Raw genomic sequence first — 22778 nt, forward strand, 5'->3', positions numbered from 1 at the left:
CGGGGTGTCAACGCTCACCATTAGCAGTCGATCGTCCCTAAAGGGGAACTCCAGATTCGCCCCAAGACGGCGTGGTCACCTGGAGTGGGGCGAGCGGCCGGCCGAGGCCGCGGCGCCCGCTGAGACGCCACCCCCTGCTCGTGCCTCAGCGCCCGTACACCTACCCAAGGAGACATGAGTGACTGCGGACGTGACCACCGGCCTGCTGGAGCGCGTGGAACACCGGATGCGCTCCCTGCTGTCGGCCGAGCGCGAGGCCTGGGCGCACGTGGACGAACGGGCCGTCGTCCCCATCGACGCGCTGTCCGAGCTGATCGCCTCGGGCGGCAAGCGCATCCGGCCCGCCTTCTGCATCACCGGCCACCTCGCCGCCGGCGGCGACCCCGACGACCCCGCGATCGTGGCGGCCGGCGCGGCCCTGGAGATGCTGCACGCCTCCCTCCTCGTGCACGACGACGTCCTGGACGATTCCAGCCGCCGCCGCGGACTGCCGACCGTCCACGCCAAGCACACCGCGCTGCACCACAGCCGGGGCTGGCAGGGCGAGTCCCGCCGGTTCGGCGAGGGCGTGGGCATCCTCGTCGGCGACCTGGCTCTGGTGTACGCGGAGCAGCTGATGTCCCAGGCGCCGGTGACGGCGGTCCGGGAGTGGGACAAGCTGCGTTCCGAGGTGCTGATCGGACAGTACATGGACGTCGCGGCGGCCGCCGAGTTCTCGGTCGACCCCCGGCTGTCCCGGCAGATCGCCCTGATCAAGTCCGGCCGGTACACCATCCACCGGCCGCTGGTCGTGGGAGCGAGCGTGGCGGGCCGCGCCGACCTCGCCCCCGCCTTCGCGGAGTACGGGGAGGCCGTCGGCGAGGCGTTCCAGCTCCGGGACGACCTGCTGGACGCCTTCGGGGACTCCGCGGCCACCGGCAAGCCGGCCGGGCTCGACTTCACCCAGCACAAGATGACGCTGCTGCTGGGCTGGGCGATGCAGCGGGACGAGTCCATCCGCACCCTGATCACCGAGCCGGGGCACAGCGCCGAGGAGGTGCGCCGCCACCTCATGGACACCAAGGTCCCCGACGACGTCGAACGGCACATCGCCGACCTCGTCGACCGCGGCTGCAAGGCCATCGCCGACGCACCCATCGCCCCGCAGTGGCGGGACGAACTGAAGACGATGGCCAGGCGGGTCGCGTACCGCGACGCATAACCCCAAGCGATACGCCGCTCACTTGCCCTCTGCCGGGCGCCGGCTCCGGCCTCGACCGCCGGCGCGGCGCTCGCGGCTGTGCCGCGTGGCCGGGTCGGTCTCACCTGGCGGTGCGGCGCGTGTGTGGTGGCGGCGTGGCGCACGCCCGGCCATGCCACATGGCCGGTTCCGTCCCACCCGGCGGTGCCCGCGTGGCCGGTTCTCACCCCGTCGCCGGCGGCCACCACGGGCACGCTCGGCGCGGGCCGGGGTGGCGAGCCGGCCGTTCCCGGGCTCTAGGCGTCGGGCCGGGGTGTCGACGCCGGACGTTGCGGGCTCGACGTCCGCCGGAGGTGGCGTCGTGGATCGCTCGACGATCGCTTGAGTTCCCGTTCCGGCCGGTACCGCACCCCCGCCCCGCCGGCCCGGTCACCCCGGCCACCCCACCAGGCACATCGGAGGAACGCCGCCGCACGGCGGGCCCGTACCGGCGTCACACATCGGCCACGCGCCGCGCACAGCGGCCTCAAATCCCCTGCCGCGGTGAGCACCGTACCCCGCATCATGCAACCACAACGCACAGAAGGGGGACGGCAGATGAGCCAGGGGACACGGGCCGTCGAGGGCGGCCACGGCCACGCCGTGGTGATCGGCTCCGGCCTCGCGGGGCTCACCGCGGCACGCGCCCTGGCCAACTTCATGGACCGCGTCACCGTCATCGAGCGCGACCGGCTGCCCCGCGGCTTCGGCCGGCGCCGGGGCGTTCCCCAGGCCCGCCACACCCACACCCTGATGCCCCCGGCCCAGCAGGGCCTGGAGCGGCTGTTCCCCGGCATCGTCGCCGAACTCACCGCCGCCGGAGCGGTCCCGGTCGGCATGCCCCGGGACATGCTGCTGCTCGGCCCGGCCGGCTGGCTGCCCCGCTTCGACGCCGGCCTGTCCCTGCTCAGCGCCGGCCGCGACCTGATCGACGCCGTCGTACGCGAGCGGCTGCGCACCGATCCGAAGGTGACGTTCCTTCAGGAGCACGAGGTCGTCGCCCTGGAGCCCGGCCGCCAGGACACCGTCGCCGGCGTCTGGACCCGCGGCCGCGACAGGCAGGCGGACGGCGGCTGGGGCCCGCGGCACCTGCTGTCCGCCGACTTCGTGGTGGACGCCACCGGCCGCGGCTCGCGCGCCCCGCGCTGGCTGGCCGAACTCGGCTACCCCACCCCGAGGGAGTCGGCCGTCCAGACCCCGACGACGTACGCCTCCACCGTGTTCACCCCGCCCATCGGCCATGTCGCCGACTTCAGCAGCCTGCTGCTGATGGGCACCCCCGACCACCCCCGCCAGGGCGTACTGCACCCCGTCGAGGGCGGCCGCTGGTCGGTGACGCTCAGCGCCGGCGACGGCAGCCGCCCGCCCGCCGACCACGAGGCCATGCTGCGCGCCGCGGGCGAGCTGCGCCACCCGCTGCTGCGCGAGATCATCGAGGCCGCCACCCCCCTCGGCCCGGTCTACGCCTGCGCCCGCACCGAGAACCGCTGGCGCCACTACGAGAAGCTGCGCCGCTGGCCCGACCAGTTCCTCGTCGTCGGCGACGCCTTCGTCGCCCTGGACCCGGCCCACGGCCACGGCATGACCCTCGCCGTGCAGTCCGCCCTCGTCCTCGACCATGTGCTGGCCGGCCACGGCACCGCCGTCGGCATCACCTTCCGGCTGCGGCACGCCCTCGCCCGGCACCTGGCCCCCCACTGGGCGGCGAGTGAGCGCAGCCTCTGCGCGGCCGGGGCCGGCCCGCACCCGCGGGCGGACGGACTGCGCGCCCGGCTCGGCCGGCTCCGCACGGCCCGCATAGCCGCCGCGGCGACCACCGACGAGGACGCGGCCCGGCTGCTGCTCGACCGGCTGCACACCTTCGCCCCGCCGACCGCCGGGCTGCGCCCCCGCGAACTGCGGGCCGTCCTGCGCGCCCCGCGCCCCTCGCCCCTGGCGGCGCCGCCCAGCACCACCCATGGCCAGGGCGCCAGGCGCCGCCTCCTCACGCCGGCCGCACCCGGGCTGTCCCTCGGCTCCGGCCACCCGCGGTCCGCGATCTCCTCGGCCCAAAGGAGCGGCACAGCGGGCTGAACCGGTTGGTCGGTTCGAAGCGCTGTGCCGGCCGCGCCGAAAAGGCATGCCCGGCCGACGCGGGACAAGAGGCCCCGATTACGCTTTTACTCATGACAAGAGTGGAGCAACTGGCCGCCTCGAAAGGCGAGTTGATCGACCGGGAGCAGGCGTGCGCCGGTAACCGGGCCGGATTTCCAGGCGCGTTACGTATGCACGGCGCCGGTGCCCGCCCGGAACGCTCGAAACTCGCTCAAGAATCACTCAAGTTGACACCCGGCTACGGCTGGATCGCGGTTGTCCAACCGCGGCAGCGGTGGATACCGTTCCAGCCGTTTCACGACACGCGAGGGGAGGGCGCGCGGGGATGAGCACGATCGAAAAAGCGCCACTTGATGCCCGTACCGAGGCATCCAAAGGCGAGCGCATAGCCGACTGGGCGGACGGGCGGCTCGGGATCTACAGCATGCGGTTCCTGATCCGCAAGGTGTTTCCCGACCACTGGTCGTTCATGTTCGGTGAGATCGCCCTCTACAGCTTCCTGATGCTGCTGCTCACCGGCGTCTGGCTCAGCCTGTTCTTCGACCCGAGCATGACCGAGACGGTCTACAACGGTTCGCACACCCCGCTCCACGGCATCCCGATGTCGCGGGCCTACGAGTCCACGCTGCACATCACCTTCGACGTGCGCGGCGGCCTGTTCATCCGGCAGCTGCACCACTGGTCGGCCCTGATCATGATCGGTGCGCTGTGCTGCCACACCCTGCGGCACTTCCTCACGGGGTCGTTCCGCAAGCCGCGCGAGGCCAACTGGCTGATCGGCTTCGTGCTGCTCGTGGTGGTCACGCTGGAGGGCTTCATCGGGTACTCGCTCCCCGACGACCTGCTCTCGGGCACCGGTCTGCGCATCGCCGAGGGCATCACGCTCGCCATTCCGCTGGTGGGCACCTATCTGACGATGTTCCTCTTCGGCGGCGAGTACCCGGGCCACGAGGTGATCCCGCGGTTCTACAGCATCCACATCCTGCTGCTGCCGGGCATCATCGCGGCCCTGACCGTGGTCCACCTGATCCTGGTCTTCTACCACAAGCACACCCAGTTCCGGGGTCCCGGCCGCACCGAGAAGAACGTCGTCGGCCAGCCCCTGATGCCGCACTACACGGCCAAGGCCGGTGGCTTCTTCTTCCTCGTCACCGGTGTGCTCGCGATGATCGCCGGCATCGCCCAGATCAACCCCGTGTGGACGTACGGTCCCTACCGCTCCGACCAGATCTCCCAGGGATCCCAGCCTGACTGGTACATGGGCTTCCTGGAGGGCGCCCTGCGCGCCATGCCGGCCTGGGAGTTCACCGTCGGCGGCTACACCATCAACCTCGGCGTCCTGATCCCCGCCGTCGTGCTGCCCACGGTGATGATGGCCGTGATGGCCTTCTGGCCGTTCCTGGAGGCCTGGGTCACCGGGGACAACGAGGAGCACCACCTCCTCGACCGGCCGCGCGACCACCCCACGCGCACCGCGTTCGGCTACGCCTTCGTCGCCCTGTACCTGGTGCTGTTCTTCGGCGGCGCCAACGACGTCCTGGCCGTGCGCTTCCACCTGTCGCTGAACTCGATCACCTGGGCGGTCCGCATCGGCGTCTTCGCCGTCCCGGCGCTGACGTACGTCATCACCCGGCGGATCTGCCTGGGCCTGCAGCGGCGGGAGCGCGACAAGCTCCTGCACGGCCGCGAGACCGGACGCATCCGCAGGCTGCCGCACGGCGAGTTCGTCGAGGTGCACGAACGCCTGGACCGCCAGCGGGAGTACGCGCTGCTGGCCCGGGAGGACTACAAGCCGCTGCCCGTGCCCGAGCCGGAGACCGACGGCGTGCCCAACCCGCACCTGCGCAAGCAGATGCTGCGCTACCGGCTCAGCCGCTGGCTGTACGGCGGCCAGGTCGCCAAGCCGAGCCCGCAGGAGATGCAGAAGGCCCTGGCGCACTTCTCCCACTCGGAGAACGGCCACGGCTCGCTCAACGGGCACGGCTCGCCCAACGGACACCCCCTGGCCTCCGGCGCCCAGCGCCCCGTCGAAGGACGGGAGCCGGACCAGGAACTGCTCTGACCCCGGCGGTACGCCGCAGAGGGCGGGGTCGGTGACGGCGGCGCGGGTGACCGGGGGACGGGCACCCGCGCCGCCGGCTTGTCCACGACGTGTCCGAGGGGACGCGCGGCACACCAGCACGCACACGGAGGCCCGATGAGCGCACCTGCCTGGCGCCGGGAAGCCGCCCGGGCCGAGTCCATCACCCGGGCGCGCACGGGCCTGAGCCACGACGTGCGCGGGCGGCAGCGCCGCTATCTGACGGCCATGCTGATCCGCACCGCCTGTGTGGTCCTGATGGCCGCGACCTGGACCCGCTGGCCGGTCCTCGCGGTCTGCGCCCTGGCCGGCGCCGTGGTCATCCCGTACGTCGCCGTCGTGGTCGCGCAGGCCCACTGGCGCCAGCAGCGCGGGGCCCGGCACGCGGTGACGCCCCTGCGCGACGAGCCCGCGGGCCCCCGTACCGTCCTCGAACCCACCTTGATCCTGCCCCCGCGGCAGCAGACGCCGGGCTGACCCCGCAGCACCCCACGCCGGGCCGACCGCGCCCGACGCGCCAGGGCTAAAACCGCAGGCAAATCCGAGGCTAAAGAATGCTAGGGTTCGGCCTGGAGGTGGATCATGGCGACCGAGGAGGAGCTGCTCGCAGCCGTGGACGCGCTGCTGGAGGGCGAGCCCCAGCTGCCGCCGCCGGGGGAGCGGTCCCGGCTGCGCGAGGCGGCCGGTGTGACCCAGGCCCGTCTCGCCCAGGTCCTGCAGACCACGACCCAGACGGTGAAGAACTGGGAGGCCGGCCGTTCCGAGCCCCGCCCCCCGCGCCGCCAGGCCTACCAGCGCCTGCTGGACGGCTGGGCGGCGAAGTACCCGGAGGCCGGCCCTTCCCCGGCCACCGCCGCCCCGGTAACCCCCCGCGAAACCCCGCAGCCCCCGGTACCGGCCGGTGCCCCCGAGGGCCGCGCGGCCGAGCCCCGTCCGGCCGAATCCGCCGCGCCCGGCGAGCACGCCCCGGCCCAGAACACCCCGGCCCAGCACGCCCCGGCCGAGCCCCCGGCCCCCTCGCGTCCCGGCGAGCGCCCGCGAACCGGGCAGACGGCTGAGCGGCGCGGCGCACGGCCCTCCGGTGCCCGCGCACGCCCCGAGGCGGCCCCGAAGCCCGCCGCCGCGGCCCGCGTCGACGGCGCCCCCGACTTCCCCAACGGCCCCCTGGCCGTCCTGGACGGCGACGGCACGGCCCACTGCCTGGGCGGCGTCGTCGTGGACTGCCCGGCCACGACACTCCCGCAGCTGGCCGAGTGGGCGCTGCGGGAGTCCGGCGTGGGCGCCGCGCGCCTGCACCGGCACGGCATGGACGCCGACCCGCTGCTGGTCCTCACCGAGGAGGCCACCGCCCGCTTCGGCCTGCCGCCCCGGCTGGAGGACCGCCGCACACTGCGCCTGCCCGACGACCATCCGGCGATCCGGCAGCTCACCCGCGCCAAGTGGAAGCTCACCCAGCGCGGCTTCGGCCCCTGGCCCCGCATCTACCGCCCGGTCGACGGCGGCCGCCGCCAGTGCGTGCAGCTGGCGATCCTCCCCTGGGAGGCCCTCGACCCGCGCGCCTGGGGCGAGGCCTCCCGGCTGCACCCCGCCGACCTCGCCCGCGTCCTCGGCGTCTACGCCGGCCGGGTGCTCACCCCGCGCGGCTCGACCGCCGTGACGGGCCTGGAGCTGATGACCGCGCTGCGCCCCGCCACCCGTCCGGTCAAGGACGAGGCCACGGGCGCCTGGGTGTCCGGCCCCAACCCGGGCGCGCTCTCCCGGCCCCTGGACCCGGCGCCGCCGGAGGCCCCCCAGGAGCATCCCGTCGCGCAGGGCTGGCAGGGCGGCTTCCTGGACGAGGAGGCCTACCAGTGGGTCCGCGACGCGGACCTGCTCAGCGACGAGGAGTGCCTGCTGCCGTGGGCCGTGGGCCTGGACATCAACACGGCCTTCCTCGCCGCGGCCGCCCGCCTGAACGTCGGCCTGTCCGAACCGGTCCACGTCAAGGCCCCCGCCTTCGACAAGAAGACGCCCGGCAGCTGGCTGGTGGACCTCTCCTCCCTCGACCTCGACCCCCGCCTGCCGAGCCCCTTCACGCCCACCGGCCGGCGCCCCGAGGGCCCCGCCTGGTACGCGACGCCGACGCTGGCGTACGCCGAGGAACTGGGCTGCGCCGTCCGGCCGCTTGAGGCCTACGTCCGTCACGAGACGGGCGCCTACCTGGACCCCTGGCACGACCGGCTGAAGGAGGCGTACCTCACCACCAGCGCGGAGATGGGCATCCCCGTCGACCGGGACGCCGATCCGGCGGCGTATCTGGCGGCGATGGCCCTGCACCGCACGTACGCCGCGGCGGACGAGGACGACCTCGACGCCCTGCGCGCCGCCCTGGCCGCACAGCCGGCGGCGCCGCCCGAGCCCACCGACGACCAGCTGCGGGCGGCGGTCCGCCGCCACCGCCAGGGCGCGATGGTGCTGTCGGCGATCAAGTCGACGGTCAAGGGCGGCATCGGCAAGCTCCGCGAACGCCCCCAGGGCCGGCACTACCGCGACGGCGAACGCTGGCCCGCCCTGGACCGGGTGACCTGGAACCCGTACATCCGCGCGGCGGTCATCTCCAAGGCCCGCGTCAACATGCACCGCAAGATGGCCAGACTCGCCGACCTGACCGGCAGCTACCCGCTGGCCGTGCTGTCCGACTGCGTCGTCTACGCCGCCCCCGGCCCCTCCCCGCTGGACCTGCTCCCGCACACCGCCCCCGACGGCAGCCCCGTGTACGGCACCTTCCGCCTCGGCGCGGCACCGGGCCAGGCCAAGCTGGAGGGCGTGCAGGAGATGGCCTGGGCGGTCGACCTCATCGAGCAGGGCTACAACCCCGCCCGCCACATCAAGGGCGGCGACGCCGTCCTGGACGAAGGGGAGTGAGACGGGTGGGCGACATCGACGACGCGCTCGACCGCGCCGACGCCGAGCACATCACCAAGCCGCCGCCCAAGACCCCCGCGGCGCAGATCCGCCTGCTCCTCAAGGCGGAGAAGGGCTCGACGAAGGCCGTCGCCCGCCGCCTGGGCATCTCCCAGCGGCAGGTGGAGCGTTACCTGTCCGGCCAGGCCCGCCATCCCCGCCCGGCGCTGCGCGAGGCCCTGGCCCGTGAGGTGGCCAAGGAGTGGCAGCCCAGGGTCCGCAAGCGCGCCCGGCAGCGGGCCGCGACGGCGACGGGCATCACCATCGAGACCCGGGCCCGTTTCGGCTACACCGCCCCCATCGGCACCACCGACGACCCCCGCATGCGCCGGCTGACGGTCCATCTGCCGCCGGAGTACGCCCACCGCCTGTTCGAGGCCCGCAGCCAGGGCGCCCCCGACCCGCAGCTGCGCGGCATCGTCGCCGAGGGCCTGCAGGAGATCTACTTCAAGGACGGCGGCCGCCGGGCGGACGACCTCTCCGTGGAGTTCACGGGCATCGACTACTTCGACGTCTCGTACTGACCGCTCCACGCGGCCGGCCGCGGCCCGCCATGTCACAGGTGGCGCCGCTGATCCGTCTCGTTGGCTGAGGCCGGGCCGGAACACCGGCGGGCCCGCTGCCGGTCGTCCCGGCAGCCCGCCCGGACGAGGCGTCCGGCAGCGCGGGGTGGAGGCAGGAAGGGGCATGCGTGAGCCGGGTCGAAGTGTTCGAGGAGTTACGGCCCCTGCTGTTCTCGCTCGCCCACCGGATACTGGGCGCCGCGAGCGACGCGGACAAGGCGGTCCACGAGGCCTGGCTGCGCTACGAGGCCGCCCCCCAACTGCCCGTCGCGGACCGCGAGTTCCTGCCGGCCGCGGTGACCCGGATCTCCATCGGCATGCTGCGCTCGGCGCGCGGGCGGGGGGCGCCGGGGGAGGGAGGCCCCGCGCAGGAGCCGGACCGGCCGGTGGAGCTGGCGGAGTCGCTGTCGACGGCGGCGGTGCTGCTGCTGGAGCGGCTGTCCCCGCTCGGGCGCGCGGTCTTCGTGCTGCGGGAGGTGTTCGGCTGCGACCCGGCGCGGATCGCGTCGGTGGTGGGATGCCCGCACGCGGCGGGCCCAAGGCTCGTCGCGGCCGTGTCGAGGGCCAGCGACGGCGGCGGGAGGCCCGCACCCTGGCCGCAGTGCGTCACCGGCTCCGAGCAGGTCGCGCGGATGCTCGCCGCGATCGTCCCGCCGCTGATCCGCATCGGCGTGACGATGGAGATGCGGCAGGTGAACGGCCGCCCCGGCGCCGTCTTCCGCGACCGCGACGGCCGGGCGCTGAGCGCCCTGACGCTGGACATCGCCGACGGGCTGATCCAGACCATCCACTGGCGGACCCTGTGACGCCGCACGGTCCTCGCCGCACCGTGTCACAGCAGGCCGGGCTGTCTCGTCCCATGGGGGAGAGGGCATGATCTGTCCCGTGGTGCGACGGGACGGCCTGGAGGAAGGAGCCGGTGTGACGCGGACCGAGGAGTTCGAGGAGCTGCGGCCGCTGCTGTTCTCGATCGCCTACCGGATCCTGGGCAGCGTCAGCGAGGCGGAGGACGCGGTGCAGGAGACCTGGCTGCGCTACGAGGCGTCCCCGACCCGGCCGGAGTCGGTCAAGGCCTTCCTGTCGGCGACGGTGACCCGGATCTCGATCGACGTGCTGCGCTCGGCGAGGGTGCGGCGTGAGGAGTACGTCGGCCACTGGCTGCCCGAGCCGCTGCTGAGCGACCCCTACGAGGACCCGGCGCGGTCGGCGGAGCTGTCCGACTCGCTGTCGATGGCGGCGCTGCTGCTGCTGGAGCGGCTGTCGCCGCTGGAACGCGCGGTCTTCGTGCTGCGCGAGGTGTTCTCGTTCGACTACCCGGAGATCGCCTCGGCGGTGGGACGCTCGCAGGCCGCCTGCCGTCAGCTCGCGGTACGGGCACGCCGGCACATGGAGGAGGGCCGGCCCCGCTTCGAGGCCGACCGCCGGGAGCGGGACGAACTCGCCGAGCGGTTCTTCGGCGCCCTGAAGGAGGGCGACGTCGACGGGCTGCGCACGCTGCTGGCCGCCGACGCTCAGCTGGTCGGGGACGGGGGCGGGAAGGCCCCGCAGCTGGCCCGGGTGGTCGTGGGCGCGGACAACGTGGCCCGGCTGCTCACGTCCTTCTTCCCCCTGCTGGTGCGGGTGGACGTGTCGCTGGAGCCGCACGAGGTGAACGGCCGGCCGGGCGCGGTCTTCCGCGACCGCGACGGCAGGGTGCTCACCGTGTGGGCGCTGGACGTGTTCGACGGGCAGGTCCAGGCGATCCGCGCGGTGGTCAACCCCGACAAGCTCGGGCACGTCGGCCCGGTGGCGGATGCCTGGGCGATCGACCACGAGGCGCGCTCGGTCCGCCGCTCCATGAAGGGGCCGCAGCCCGCGGCGGGCTGACCCGCGCTCACCGGAACTGCGCCGTCCAGGCCCCGTCCCCGCGATCGGGCGGCATCAGGGTCATTTCGCCGGTGGTGCCGCGATAGACGCCGGTGCCACCCGTGACCACGCCCGTGATGCGGGCGGAGCCGCTCGCCCGGGCGCCGGGCAGCGGCCTGGACGCCTGGTAGGCGATCTTCCCCTTGCCGTCGATGTCGATGACGCCGGTGCAGTACACGGTGACCGCGCGGGGCCCGGTCAGGTCCTGGGCGCAGGTCTCGTAGCCCCCGCCCACCTGCTTGCCCTCGCCGTCCCGCGCGGTGAAGCGGGCGGCGCTCACCGTGCCGGCCTCGGCCGGCGGCGCCGCCGTACCGCCCGCGACGGGGGTGAGGTGCAGCGTGGGGACACTCTCGGCCGGCTGCGGCCCCAGGGCGGGGGCCGGGCCGAGGGCGGCGTAGGCGCAGGCGGCAGCCGTGAGGGAGATGCCTCCCACCGCGGCCGGAAGTCGAACCACAGTTTCGTCCAAGGGGTGGAAAGGCCGGCAGTCGGTGACGCCACGGTACCCGCGGGCACGCCCCGGCGCGTTCGGCCCGCCGGGCTGCGGGGCGGACGCGCACGAGGAGGGTTCAGCCGGCGGGCACCGCTGACCTGCTTCGGTGGCGCGCGAGATGCCCCTTGAGGGTGAATCCGGCGGCGGTGACGTCGTCCGGGGTGACGGTGATGCCCCGGGCGAGGATCTGACGGGCCGCCAGATGATCGGCGGGCCGGTTGACGGACTCCACCGCCCGCAGCTGCTGCCCCTCGAACAGCAGGACGGAGAAGGCGTCGGGGTCGTCACCGAGCACCACCTCGGCCTCGTGCCCCTCGTCGAGCCCGGCGATCTGCAGGGTCGTCGAGAACTGGTCGCTCCAGAACCAGGGCAGCTCGTCATAGGCCCGCGCGGACCCGGTCAGCCGGGCGGCGACCAGCCGGGCGTGGCCGACGGCGTTCTGCACGGACTCCAGCCGCAGCCGGCGGCCGGAGCGCGGCTGCGGGAACGCCGCGCAGTCGCCGATGGCCGAGATGTGCGGGTCGCAGGTGAGCAGGCGGGAGTCGACGGTGATGCCGTCACCCACCGGCAGGCCGGCCGCGGCGGCCAGCTCCGTGCGCGGTGCGACGCCGACGGCGAACAGGACCAGATCGGCCGGCAGACAGGCGCCGTCCGCCAGCTCCACCGCCGCGACGTTGCGCCGGTAGGTGCTGCGCAGGGCGGCGACCTTGCGGCCGAACAGCAGCCGGGTGCCCGCGGCGCGGTGCAGCCGGGTGAAGTGCTCGGCGGTGGGCGCGGAGACGACCCGGCTGAGCGGGCGGCTCTGGGTCTCGACGACGGTCACGTCGCAGCCCGAGCGCCGGGCCGCGGCGGCGACTTCCAGGCCGATGAACCCGGCCCCGATCACCACCACCCGCCGGGCCACGCACAGCGCGTCGCGCAGCGCGGCGGCGTCCCGCGCGGTGCGCAGGGTGTGCACGCCGCGCAGCCCGGCTCCGGGCACGTCGAGGGTGCGCGGGCGGGCGCCGGTGGCCAGGACGAGGTGGCCGTAGCCGCAGACGCTGCCGTCGGCGAGGTGCACCGTGCGGGCGGCCCGGTCGATGCCGGTGGCGGTGCTCACCACCAGGTCGATCGACTGCCGTCCGTAATAGGTCACCGGGCGCAGCCACAGCCGGCTGTCGTCCGCCTCGCCGGTGAGGTACTCCTTCGACAGCGGCGGCCGCTCGTAGGGCAGGGCGTCTTCGGCGCTGACGAGGGTGATGCGTCCGGTGAAGCCGTGTTCGCGCAGGGAGGTGGCCGTCTGGTAGCCGCCCTGTCCGGCGCCCACCACGACGACGGACTCGGGCGGTGTGTGCCGCGGCATCAGTTCTGCCGCTCGGGGAGGTGGACGACCAGGCCGTCCATCGCCTCGGTCACCTTGAGCTGGCAGCTCAGGCGGCTGTTGGGCCGGCGCGGGCAGGCGGTGAAGTCGAGCATGTCGTCCTCGGCGGGCTGGGCGGGCTGCAGCTTGTCGAGGCAGGCCTCGTCGACGAAGACGTGGCAGGTGGCGCACTGCATGTTCCCGCCGCACTGGGCGACGATGCCCTCGACGTCGTTGAAGACGGCGCCGCGCATGACGCTGGTGCCGACGGGGACGTCGATCGCGCGCTCGGTGCCGTCGACGGCGACGTACGTGATCTTGGGCATGAGGGAACTCCTCGATGGCGTTCGGCCGCGTGCCAGGACGCATCAACGGGCACGGAAGCCGGTCATGATCAGGGGATGCGGAAAAAGGCGCTGCCCTCGGCCGATACGGGGACGCGACACCCCTGCCGACTCGCCTTCCCTCACCGGTCGTTCGGACACGCGACGTCCATGGCCGGGGGATACGGCAGCCTCCGAGAACGTACCAGACGGCGCTCGCGCGACGCCAGGGCGGCTAAGGAGCCGGGCTCTCGCCTGACCGGAGCGCCGGCGCCTCGTCAGGCGGGGGTGCGGGAGCGGTCGCGGCTCAGGTCGGGCAGGCGGTGGGTCATGAAGGGCCGGCTGGTGATGAAGTCCCGGAACTTCACGGCGGCTTCGGACAGGTAGGCGTCGCGGCTGTGCACCAGGGTGAGGACGCGGTGGCAGCCGGGCGCGTCCAGGTGGACCCAGGCGACCGGGACGCGGGTGTCGGTGCCGGCCTGGCGGGAGACGGCGGGGATGAGCCCGATGCCCAGACCCACGCTGATCAGCACCTGGCTGGCGGCCGGCTCGTCGCCCTCGCAGGACAGCTGCGGGGTGAGCCCCTCGGCCTCGAAGAGCTGGTCGAGGAGGGTGCGCTGCCAGTGCCCGGGCCGGGTGGTGACGAAGGGCTCGTCGGCGATCTCGGGGATCGTCACGCTCTCGCGGCCGTCGAGCCAGTGCCCGCGCGGCACCGCGAGCAGCACCTCCTCGCGGGCGAGTTCCACCGATTCCAGGCCGGCGCCGGTCAGGGGCTGCGAGGCGACGCAGAAGTCGACCTCGCCCACGCGCAGCTGACGCGTCATCTCCTCGGCGTTGGACTGGAAGAGCCGCACGTCGGCGCGGGGCCAGGCGGCCCGGAAACTGCCCAGCACCGGGGTGATGGTCAGCAGGGTCTCGCAGGCGACGCTGACCCGGCCGAGCCCGGTGTCACGGGCGTCGCGCAGCGCCCTCTTGCCGTCGTCGAGTTCGCGCAGGGCGCGGTCGACGTGGCGCAGGAACATCGCACCGTACTGATTGAGCCGGATGCGCCGGCCCTGCCGGTCGAAGAGGGGAGTGCCGAGGTCGGCCTCCAGCCGGGCGATGGTGCGGCTGAGCGCGGGCTGGGCGACGTGCAGTTCCTCCGCGGCACGGCTGATGTGCTCGTACCGGGCGACGGCCTGGAAGTAACGCAACTGCAGCAGATCCACCGTCCACCTCCACGTATACCTTCCGAGGCATCATCACATGGCGGAAATGGTCTTGGAAATGCATAAGCGGTTGTCTCTACGGTCTTTCATCGGGGTCATCGCACAGATGACGGGCAACGGCGCCCGGCGTCTGCACACGCGAGGCGACGGCCCCGCCGCCATCCCACCGACCACCCGTCCTCCAGGAAGGCCGCACCATGAGCGCTGCGGAGCTGGCCAGACTCCAGTTCGCGGCCACCACCGCCGTCCACTGGCTGTTCGTGATCCTCACCATGGGCCTGGTGCCGATGGTGGCCTTCATGCACACCAGGGCCGCGTACACCCGTGATCCCGCCAAGAGAGCCGTCCGTGAGCGCATGACGCGCTTCTGGGGCCAGCTCTACGTCATCAACTACGCGGTCGGTATCGTCACCGGCCTCGTCATGGAGTTCCAGTTCGGCCTCAGCTGGAGCGGCCTGAGCAAGTTCGCGGGCAACGTCTTCGGCGCCCCGCTGGCCCTGGAGACGCTCATCGCGTTCTTCGCCGAGTCCACCTTCCTCGGCATGTGGATCTTCGGCTGGGGACGGCTGCGCAGAGGAATCCACGTCACGCTGATCTGGCTGACCGCCCTGACCGCGTACGCCTCCGGCTACTGGATCCTCATCGCCAACGGCTTCCTGCAGCACCCCGTCGGCTACGAGGTGCGCGACGGCGTCGCCCACCTGACCGACTTCGGGGCGCTGATCACCAACTCCATGTCCCTGACGGCGCTCGCCCACCTCTCGCTGGGCGCGCTGACCACGGGAGGCGTCTTCGTCGCCGGCGTCAGCGCCTGGCACTTCCTGCGCGGCACCGAGGAGACCGAGCTGTTCCGCGGCTCGCTGCGCATCGGCGTCTGGGTGAGCATGATCGCCTCCTTCTTCGTCGTCGTCGTCGGCGAGTGGCAGAAGCCGATCATCGAGGACACCCAGCCCATGAAGGCCGCCGTGATCGAGGGCAGCGGGGTCGCCGAGGCACAGGCGCAGATGGTCAGGCAGTTCGGGCCGGGCAACTACGTGCCCTGGCAGGACTGGGTGCACGTCTCCATGAACGTGATGTCGGTCATCGGCAACACCGTGTCCACCATCACCTTCATCGCCGTGTTCCTGCTGTGGAAGGACCGGCTGGTGCGGTGGCGTCCCGTCGCCTACCTGATGGTGGCGCTGATCCCGTTCCCCTTCATCGCCTCCATCGGCGGCTGGGTGGTGCGCGAGATCGGCCGCCAGCCCTGGCTGGTCTACGGCCAGCTGAAGGTCGACGACGCGGTCTCCCACGTCAGCAGGGCCTCCCTCATCGTCTCCTGCACCGTGTTCATCGCCGTCTTCGTCACCCTGGCGGTGGTGAACTGGACCCTCATCACCCGCTACGCCCGCCGCGGGCCGGACGCCACCCAGCTCGGCGCCACCGAACCGCTCCTTCAGGAGAAGCAGGCGGTTCCCGCCTTCTGAACCGCCGACCGGCGGCAGTAACTCCCCTCCCGCGATGGAAAGTTGAGCGAGATGAGTCTGGAGACCCTCTGGCTGGCCCTGCTCGGGCTGCTTCTCGCCGGGTACTTCGTACTCGGCGGATACGACTACGGCGCACAGATGCTGCACCCCTTCCTGCGCGGCGGCCACGACGACGAGGACGGCGCGGACAGCCCCGCCCTCGACGCCATCGCCCCGTTCTTCCTCGGCAACGAGGTGTGGCTGGTCGCCTTCGCCGGCGTCATGTTCGGCGCCTTCCCGCACCTGGAAGGCACCCTGCTGGCGGGCCTGTACCCGCTGATCGTGGCGATCCTCGTCGGCCTGGTCGTCGGCAACGCCGCCGTCCAGCTGCGCCGCCGCTCCCGCACCGCCCGCGGCCGCCGGCGGTGGGAGGCGCTCATCGTGTTCGGCGGGGCGCTGCCCGCCCTGTGCTGGGGGCTCGTCGTGGGCCTGCTGCTCAAGGGCGTGCCCCGGCGCTCCGACGGGTCCTTCCACATCGGCTTCGGTGACGTCTTCTCGCCGTTCGTGCTGGCCTGCGGCGTGACCTTCGTGCTGCTCCTCGCCGCGCACGGGGCGGCCTTCGTCGCGCTGCGCTCGGCGCCCGACGTCGCCGCCCGGGCCGCGCGTACGGCCACCGTGCTGCTGCGGGCGACGGGCGCCGCGGCGAGCCTGCCGCTGCTGCTGACGCTGTTCGGCGCGGGCGCCTCGATGACCAACCGCGCGACCTCCGCCGTCCTCGTCGCCCTGCTCGCGGTGGCGATCGCCGCCGCCTGGTGGGCCGTCACCCAGAGCCACCGCGTGCGGGCCTTCGTCGCCACCAGCTGCGCGACCGTGCTGCCCGTGCTGCTCCTGGGCGCCGGCCAGTACCCGTACCTGCTGACCACGTCGGCGGGCGCGGGCCTGCACATCGACGAGGCCGTCGCCGACGACACCACGCTGAGGCTCCTGGCCGGGTTCGGGATCGTGGTGATCCCGCTGATCCTCGCCTACCAGGCGATGAGCTGGTGGGTGTTCCGGGGCCGCACCGGCCGCCGGCACCCCAGCTACTTCTGAAGCCCGGCAGCGAGAAGAGGGACACCCCGATGAAGCCGGTCGAACGCCGCCTGCTGCGCGAACTGCCGGCGCTGCGCCGCCACATGAGCCAGGCGGCGGTGCTGGCCCTGCTCGCCGCCGTCCTCGTCGTGGCCCAGGCCTCCCTGCTGGCCACGCTCCTGGCGGACGGCTTCGCCGGGCGCGGGCTGCGGGTCACGGCGCTCACCGCGCTGGGCGCCGTGATGGCGCTGCGCGCGCTGCTGACCTGGGCGCGCGGGGTGCTCGCGCAGCGCGCCGCGGCCGAGGCCAAGCGCGCGCTGCGCGAACGCGTCACCGACCGGCTGCGCCACACCGGCCCGCTGCGCCTCGCCGCCGGCCGGCACGGCGAGACGGCCACCCTGCTCACCCGCGGCCTGGACGCCCTCGACCCCTACGTCGTCGGCTATCTGCCCACCATGGCGGCCACCGCGGTGGCCCCGCCGGTGGTCGTGGCCTGGCTGCTGCGCACCGACTGGCCCTCGGCGCTGGTGATCGCGGTGACGCTGCCGCTGATCCCGGTCTTCGGCGCGCTGGTGGGCATGCACACCGCCCGGCGCACCGCCCGCCAGTGGCAGTTGCTGGCCCGCCTCGGCGGGCACTTCCTGGACGTGCTGGCCGGACTGCCGACGCTGCGCGCCTTCGGCCGCGAACGCCACCAGCGGCGCGTCATGCGCGAGACGGCCGACGCCCACCGGCGGGCCACCATGCGCACCCTGCGGGTGGCGTTCCTGTCCTCCTTCGTCCTGGAGACGGTCGCCACCCTGTCGGTGGCGCTGGTGGCCGTGCCCGTGGGACTGCGGCTGCTGTCCGGGACCGTCGGCCTGAGCACCGCTCTGACCGTGCTGTTCCTCGCCCCCGAGGCATACCTGCCGCTGCGGGCGATGGGCGCGGCCTTCCACGACAGCGCCGAGGGCGTCGCGGTGGCCGAGCAGGTCTTCTCGATCCTCGACGAGGACGCCGGCGCGGCGCCCGCCCCGGCCGCGGCCCCCGCCCCGGCGGCGCGGCCACATCTGCGGCTGGAGGCGGTCACCGTGCACTACCCCGACCGCCCGGCCCCGGCCCTCGACCGTGCCACCCTGGAGCTGCGGCCCGGCGAGCACGTGGCCCTGGTCGGGCCGAGCGGCGCGGGCAAGACGACGCTGCTGTCGCTGTTCCTCGGCTTCGTCGGCCCCGACGCGGGCCGGGTGACCGTGGGCGGCACCGACCTCGCCGACCTCGACCTCGACGCCTGGCGGGCCCAGGTGGCGTGGGTGCCGCAGCGCCCGCACCTGTTCGCCGAGTCCGTCGCCGACAACATCCGCCTCGGACGACCCGACGCGAGCGACGCCGAGGTGCGCCGGGCGGCCCGCGCGGCGTTCGCCGACCGCTTCATCGAGGCGCTGCCCGAGGGCTACGACACCGTCCTCGGCGAACACGGCGCCGGGCTCTCCGCCGGCCAGCGCCAGCGCATCGCCCTGGCCCGCGCCTTCCTCAAGGACGCCCCCGTGCTGCTCCTGGACGAACCGACCGCCCATCTCGACGCCGACAGCGAGGCCGCGGTCACCCGCGCCACGGTCGCCCTGATGCAAGGCCGCACGACGCTCCTGGTAGCCCACCGCACCAGCCTGCTGCCCCACGCGGACCGCATCATCACGGTGAACGCGGGCCACCTCACGGCCCGGCCGCAGGAGGCGATGGCCTGATGACCGGCGACCAGCGCACACCCGTAGACACGGCAGACCAGCAGACCGCCGTCCTGACCGAACCACAGACCGCCATCGTGCACACCCCCACCGACGAGACGGACGCCCCCCGAACCACCACCGGCCGGGGGGCCGCACCCACCGACGCCGGCGGCCGGAAGGCCGTTCCCGCCAGGCCCGCCGGCCCGGAGGCCGGTGCCGCCGGCGCCCACGCGGCGGAGCCCGTCGGGTCAGCCGTGCGCCAAGCAACCGGTACCGCCCCAGCCGCCGCCGAGGCCGACTCCGCACGCACTGCCCCTGCCGCCGCCGACGTTCGGCCCACCGTCGGCCGGGAGGCCGGGCCCGCCGGCCCGGAGGCCGGTGTCGCCCGCGCCCACGCGGCGGGCCGGTCAGCCGTGCCCCCGGCCGGCGCCGCCCGAGCCACGACCAGGGCGGGCACCCCCCAAGCACCCCGCACCACCCCAGCCGCCGCCGCATACCGCCCGCCCCGCCCCCGGCCCACCCTGCGCCTGCTCGGCCATCTCCTGCCGTACTGGCGTCGCCTCGTGCCCGCCGCGTTCGCCTCGGCCGCCAGTGAGCTGGCCGCCGCCGCGCTGATGGCCACCGCCGCCTGGCTCATCACCCGCGCCGCCCAGCAGCCCCCGCTCGCCGCGGTGAGCGTCGCGATCGTCGCCGTACGCGCCCTGGCCCTGGGCCGTGGAGCGTTGCGCTACGCCGACCGGCTCCTCGGCCACGACGGCGTGCTGCGGGCCGTGGCGGGCCTGCGCACCAGGGTGTACGAGGCGCTGGTGCCGCTCGCCCCGGCCGGTACGCCCGCCTTCCGCAGCGGTGACCTGCTGACCCGTCTGGTCGACGACGTCGACGCCGCCCAGGACCTGCTGCTGCGGATCCTGATGCCGGCCGCGGTCGCCTGCGTGGTCGGCGTGGCCGCCGTAGCGACGGCCGTGGCGCTGCTGCCGTCGGCGGGCCTGCTGCTCGGGCTGGTCCTGGCCGTCGCCGCGCTCCTCGTACCCGCCGTGGTGCTCGCGCTGTCCCACCGCGCGGGCCGGGCCGAGAAGGCGGCCCGCGCCGAACTCGCCGCCGTCACCGTGGACCTGACCCGGGGAGCCGCCGACCTGGCCGCGTACGGCGCCCGGGGCCGGGTCCACGAGCGGGCCCGCCGGGCCGGGCAGCGCATCGCCGCCCTGGAGCGCCACAAGGCCCTGACGACGTCGCTCGGCTCGGCCGCGGTGCTGCTGTGCCAGGGCGCGGCGACGGTCGGCGTCACCTGGCTCGCGCTGCGCGCGCACACCGACGGGCGGCTGCCCGCCACGCATCTGACCGTCCTCGCGGTCCTTGCCCTGGTCTCCTTCGAGACGGTGGCGCCCCTGCCGGCGGCCGCCCGCCGGCTCACCGACGTGCAGGAGGGCGCCCGCCGCCTGGCCGGCCTGCTCGACACCCCGCCGCCCGTCACCGATCCCGCCGCCCCCCTCGCGCTGCCCGCCGACGAGCCGCTCGGCGTGGAGATCAGCGACCTGCGCGTACGGCACCGCCCCGACGCCCCGCCGGCCCTGGACGGGGTGAGCCTGCGGCTCGCGCCCGGCGAACGGGTGGTGCTCCTCGGCGCCAGCGGCTCCGGCAAGTCGACCCTGATCGCGGCGCTGATGCGGTTCGTCGACTACGAAGCCGGCAGCATCCGCATCGGCGGACGCGAACTGCGCGCCTGCGCGGGCGCCGACGTGCGCCGCGTGATCACCGGCATGACCCAGGACGCGCACGTCTTCCACACCAGCATCCGCGCCAACCTGCTCCTGGCCCGCCCCGACGCCACCGACGCCGAGCTGCGCCAGGCGGCCCGCAGCGCCCGGCTGCTGGACTGGATCGACTCGCTGCCCGAGGGCTGGGACACCCTGATCGGCGGCGACGGCGCCACGCTCTCCGGCGGCCAGCGCGGGCGGCTCCTCCTGGCCCGCGCGCTGCTCGCCGACCCGCCCGTGCTGGTGCTGGACGAGCCCACCGAGGGACTCGACCCGGACACCGCCGCCGCCGTTCTGGCGGACATCCTCGACGCCACCCGCGGCCGCACCACGCTCCTGGTCACGCACGACCGCTCGGGCCTGGCCGCCGCCGACCGCGTCGTCACCCTCGACGCGGGCAAAATCCGCCCTTTCAACGCCGAAAGCCTTCCGGAGTGACATGGAGAGAAATTCGAGCACCGCTTGAGCAGCACCGGACAACTCGCTCCTGGCACGCAGGGCCATTCGCAGACAGACACAGCGAAATAGCCATCGCCGCGCCACGAGAAGAGGACTGACAGACAGTCAAATTTGCTGGAACAAACGCCAGTTGGCGTGATCCAGGTCACCCCGGAAGACACTTGGTGGCACGCCGTCATCTGTGTCACGATTTCCGCAAGCCATCCCTGCCCGAAAACATCCGCGCGGCAGCGAGTCGGCAGGTTTCCTCCGCCTCATCCCGTGACGCATTTCTGCTCCGGCCGTCGAGGAGACCGCCCCGGGCAATGGGCGTTTCCAGCCACGCTCCGGGGTACGGGAATGCATTCCCCCAGCGGCGTTCACCCCACACCGCGGCGGTCCCGGCGACGGGACCGCCTTCTTTGTTCCTGTCACCGAGAAAACCCCCACGGAGCCGTCGTGTCCGAAACCGTCATCTCCCAGGAATTCACCGACCAGAGCGAACTGCGGCGCCGCAACCGCGCCATCGTCGAGCAGTACATGAACACCAAGGGGCAGGACCGGCTGCGCCGGCACGAGCTGTTCACCGAGGACGGCAGCGGCGGTCTGTGGACCACGGACACCGGCGCCCCCATCGTCATCAACGGCAAGGACCGCCTTGCCGACCACGCCGTCTGGTCGCTGGAGTGCTTCCCCGACTGGGAGTGGTACAACATCGAGATCTTCGAGACCCAGGACCCCGACCGCTTCTGGGTGGAGTGCGACGGCCACGGGAAGATCCGCTTCGGCGACTACCCCGAGGGCTACTACGAGAACCACTTCCTGCACTCGTTCGAGTTCGAGAACGGGAAGATCAAGCGGCAGCGCGAGTTCATGAACCCCTTCGAGCAGCTGCGCGCCCTCGGCATTCCCGTCCCGGAGATCAAGCGCAAGGGGATCCCCACCTGACCGGCACGACACCGCACCACAACGGCACGACATCACCGCTGGATCGGAGCACGTCATGAAGGACGTCGTACGGGAGATTCGTGTCCGAGGGGCCATGCAGCAGCCCGAATGGAGCGACCTTTCCCAACTGAGCCGGGTCAGCCAGGCACTGGCCGCACGCCCCACCCTCGTGCGCCCCGACGACGTGGCCACGATGCGGACCCTGCTCGGCAAGGTCGCGCTCGGCGAGGCCATGGTGGTGCAGTCGGGCGACTGCGCCGAGGACCCGCTGGAGTGCACCCCCCACCACGTCGCCCGCAAGGCCGCCGTGCTCGACCTGCTCGCCGGCCGGCTCGGCCTGATCACCGGCAAGGCCGTCCTGCGCGTGGGACGCATCGCGGGGCAGTTCGCCAAGCCCCGCTCCAGCCCCACCGAGGTCGTCGACGGCGTCACCCTGCCCTCCTTCCGGGGACACATGGTCAACGGCCCCGAACCGGACCGCGAGAGCCGCCGCGCCGACCCCTTGCGCATCCTCACCGGCTACATGGCCGCCAACGACATCGTCGAGCACCTGGGCTGGCGGGAACGCGCCGCCGGACGCCACGTCGTGGAACCCGTGGTGTGGACGAGCCACGAGGCACTGCTCCTCGACTACGAGATACCCATGCTCCGCATGGACGAGCAGGGGCGGCTGTTCCTCGGCTCCACCCACTGGCCCTGGATCGGCGAGCGCACCCGCCAGGTCGACGGCGCGCACGTCGCCCTGCTCGCCCAGGTGGCCAACCCGGTCGCGTGCAAGGTCGGCCCCACCATGGAGCCCGCCGAACTGCTGGCGCTGTGCGAGCGGCTCGACCCGTGGCGCGACCCGGGCAAGCTCACCCTCATCGCCCGCATGGGAGCCGACCTGGTCGCCGAGCGGCTGCCGCGCCTCGTCGAGGCCGTGCGCGAGGCGGGCCACCCCGTCATCTGGCTCACCGACCCCATGCACGGCAACACGGTCACCGCGCCCGGCGGAGAAAAGACACGGCTCGTGGAGACCGTGTCCCTGGAGGTGTCCCGGTTCGTGGCGGCCGTGCGCGGCGCTGGCGGCGTCCCCGGCGGACTGCACCTGGAGACCACCCCCGACGACGTCACCGAATGTGCCACCACCAAGGACGACCTCGACACCGTGGGCGAGCGCTACACCTCCTTCTGCGACCCCCGCCTCACCCCGTGGCAGGCCATGTCCGTGATCTCGTCCTGGACCACCTGAGCCACCCGCCAAGCCAGGAACTGG

The 22778-nt window shown here is 73.5% G+C and carries 18 protein-coding genes; 14 read left to right on the forward strand and 4 right to left on the reverse strand.

Annotated features, from left to right (window positions below):
- The first annotated feature begins 178 nt into the window (after positions 1–178).
- The 8 genes from C3489_RS18895 to C3489_RS18930 all read left to right on the forward strand — a co-directional run bounded on the left by C3489_RS18895 (position 179) and on the right by C3489_RS18930 (position 10765).
- Complete coding sequence (locus tag C3489_RS18895; RefSeq protein WP_103783041.1) at positions 179–1201, forward strand: polyprenyl synthetase family protein; 1023 nt, start codon at positions 179–181, stop codon at positions 1199–1201.
- A 576-nt stretch (positions 1202–1777) separates the two neighbouring features.
- A complete protein-coding gene (locus C3489_RS38215) occupies positions 1778–3292 on the forward strand; it encodes an NAD(P)/FAD-dependent oxidoreductase (protein ID WP_181139737.1) in 1515 nt (504 codons plus the stop codon).
- A gap of 346 nt (positions 3293–3638) precedes the next feature.
- Positions 3639–5375 carry a cytochrome bc complex cytochrome b subunit gene (locus tag C3489_RS18905; protein WP_103783042.1) on the forward strand — a complete coding sequence of 579 codons (1737 nt, stop codon included), beginning with the start codon at positions 3639–3641 and terminating at the stop codon, positions 5373–5375.
- 135 nt (positions 5376–5510) lie between these two features.
- Complete coding sequence (locus C3489_RS18910; RefSeq protein ID WP_103783043.1) at positions 5511–5870, forward strand: DUF3099 domain-containing protein; 360 nt, start codon at positions 5511–5513, stop codon at positions 5868–5870.
- Positions 5871–5975: 105 nt separating this feature from the next.
- Complete coding sequence (locus tag C3489_RS18915; protein WP_107499747.1) at positions 5976–8297, forward strand: helix-turn-helix domain-containing protein; 2322 nt, start codon at positions 5976–5978, stop codon at positions 8295–8297.
- A gap of 5 nt (positions 8298–8302) precedes the next feature.
- Entirely contained in the window at positions 8303–8860 is a 558-nt protein-coding gene (locus C3489_RS18920) for a DNA-binding protein (RefSeq protein WP_103783045.1), read from the forward strand.
- Between the two features lie 167 nt (positions 8861–9027).
- Positions 9028–9705 carry a sigma factor gene (locus C3489_RS18925; RefSeq protein ID WP_103783046.1) on the forward strand — a complete coding sequence of 226 codons (678 nt, stop codon included), beginning with the start codon at positions 9028–9030 and terminating at the stop codon, positions 9703–9705.
- Between the two features lie 115 nt (positions 9706–9820).
- Positions 9821–10765, forward strand: a complete 945-nt coding sequence (locus C3489_RS18930) for an RNA polymerase sigma-70 factor (RefSeq protein ID WP_181139740.1) — start codon at positions 9821–9823, stop codon at positions 10763–10765.
- A gap of 7 nt (positions 10766–10772) precedes the next feature.
- On the opposite strand, the gene C3489_RS18935 is transcribed toward C3489_RS18930, so the two are convergent.
- The 4 genes from C3489_RS18935 to C3489_RS18950 all read right to left on the reverse strand — a co-directional run bounded on the left by C3489_RS18935 (position 10773) and on the right by C3489_RS18950 (position 14164).
- The gene (locus C3489_RS18935) at positions 10773–11258 is read right to left on the reverse strand and encodes a hypothetical protein (protein ID WP_146075334.1); all 486 of its coding nucleotides are present in this window, start codon (positions 11256–11258) and stop codon (positions 10773–10775) included.
- Between the two features lie 112 nt (positions 11259–11370).
- Complete coding sequence (locus C3489_RS18940) at positions 11371–12636, reverse strand: NAD(P)/FAD-dependent oxidoreductase (RefSeq protein ID WP_103783049.1); 1266 nt, start codon at positions 12634–12636, stop codon at positions 11371–11373.
- Positions 12636–12959 (reverse strand): 2Fe-2S iron-sulfur cluster-binding protein, encoded by a 324-nt coding sequence (locus C3489_RS18945; RefSeq protein ID WP_103783050.1) that lies wholly within the window; start codon positions 12957–12959, stop codon positions 12636–12638. The genes C3489_RS18940 and C3489_RS18945 overlap by 1 nt, the downstream gene beginning before the upstream one ends.
- Before the next feature lie 275 nt (positions 12960–13234).
- Positions 13235–14164 (reverse strand): LysR family transcriptional regulator, encoded by a 930-nt coding sequence (locus C3489_RS18950; protein WP_103783051.1) that lies wholly within the window; start codon positions 14162–14164, stop codon positions 13235–13237.
- Positions 14165–14361: 197 nt separating this feature from the next.
- Here C3489_RS18950 and C3489_RS18955 point away from each other — a divergent pair, with 197 nt between their 5' ends.
- From C3489_RS18955 to C3489_RS18980, 6 genes are all read left to right on the forward strand, one after another.
- Positions 14362–15630, forward strand: a complete 1269-nt coding sequence (locus C3489_RS18955; protein ID WP_103783052.1) for a cytochrome ubiquinol oxidase subunit I — start codon at positions 14362–14364, stop codon at positions 15628–15630.
- A gap of 51 nt (positions 15631–15681) precedes the next feature.
- Positions 15682–16701, forward strand: a complete 1020-nt coding sequence (gene cydB, locus C3489_RS18960; RefSeq protein ID WP_103783053.1) for a cytochrome d ubiquinol oxidase subunit II — start codon at positions 15682–15684, stop codon at positions 16699–16701.
- A 29-nt stretch (positions 16702–16730) separates the two neighbouring features.
- Positions 16731–18401, forward strand: a complete 1671-nt coding sequence (cydD, locus tag C3489_RS18965) for a thiol reductant ABC exporter subunit CydD (protein WP_103783054.1) — start codon at positions 16731–16733, stop codon at positions 18399–18401.
- The gene (gene cydC, locus C3489_RS18970; RefSeq protein WP_258054851.1) at positions 18401–20575 is read left to right on the forward strand and encodes a thiol reductant ABC exporter subunit CydC; all 2175 of its coding nucleotides are present in this window, start codon (positions 18401–18403) and stop codon (positions 20573–20575) included. The genes cydD and cydC overlap by 1 nt, the downstream gene beginning before the upstream one ends.
- Before the next feature lie 459 nt (positions 20576–21034).
- The gene (locus tag C3489_RS18975; protein WP_258054852.1) at positions 21035–21523 is read left to right on the forward strand and encodes a phenazine biosynthesis protein; all 489 of its coding nucleotides are present in this window, start codon (positions 21035–21037) and stop codon (positions 21521–21523) included.
- Positions 21524–21578: 55 nt separating this feature from the next.
- Entirely contained in the window at positions 21579–22754 is a 1176-nt protein-coding gene (locus C3489_RS18980; protein WP_103783056.1) for a 3-deoxy-7-phosphoheptulonate synthase, read from the forward strand.
- The last annotated feature ends 24 nt before the right edge of the window (positions 22755–22778 follow it).

The sequence above is a fragment of the Streptomyces sp. Ru71 genome (assembly GCF_002920535.1).
Taxonomy (GTDB): domain Bacteria; phylum Actinomycetota; class Actinomycetes; order Streptomycetales; family Streptomycetaceae; genus Streptomyces.

Bases quoted from the DNA above. Each gene is read 5' to 3' on its own strand.
- C3489_RS38215 (WP_181139737.1), top strand. From the start codon at position 1,778: ATGAGCCAGGGGACACGGGCCGTCGAGGGCGGCCACGGCCACGCCGTG.
- C3489_RS18905 (WP_103783042.1), top strand. From the start codon at position 3,639: ATGAGCACGATCGAAAAAGCGCCACTTGATGCCCGTACCGAGGCATCC.
- C3489_RS18910 (WP_103783043.1), top strand. From the start codon at position 5,511: ATGAGCGCACCTGCCTGGCGCCGGGAAGCCGCCCGGGCCGAGTCCATC.
- C3489_RS18915 (WP_107499747.1), top strand. From the start codon at position 5,976: ATGGCGACCGAGGAGGAGCTGCTCGCAGCCGTGGACGCGCTGCTGGAG.
- C3489_RS18940 (WP_103783049.1), bottom strand. From the start codon at position 12,636: ATGCCGCGGCACACACCGCCCGAGTCCGTCGTCGTGGTGGGCGCCGGA.
- C3489_RS18945 (WP_103783050.1), bottom strand. From the start codon at position 12,959: ATGCCCAAGATCACGTACGTCGCCGTCGACGGCACCGAGCGCGCGATC.
- C3489_RS18955 (WP_103783052.1), top strand. From the start codon at position 14,362: ATGAGCGCTGCGGAGCTGGCCAGACTCCAGTTCGCGGCCACCACCGCC.
- cydB (WP_103783053.1), top strand. From the start codon at position 15,682: ATGAGTCTGGAGACCCTCTGGCTGGCCCTGCTCGGGCTGCTTCTCGCC.
- cydD (WP_103783054.1), top strand. From the start codon at position 16,731: ATGAAGCCGGTCGAACGCCGCCTGCTGCGCGAACTGCCGGCGCTGCGC.
- cydC (WP_258054851.1), top strand. From the start codon at position 18,401: ATGACCGGCGACCAGCGCACACCCGTAGACACGGCAGACCAGCAGACC.
- C3489_RS18980 (WP_103783056.1), top strand. From the start codon at position 21,579: ATGAAGGACGTCGTACGGGAGATTCGTGTCCGAGGGGCCATGCAGCAG.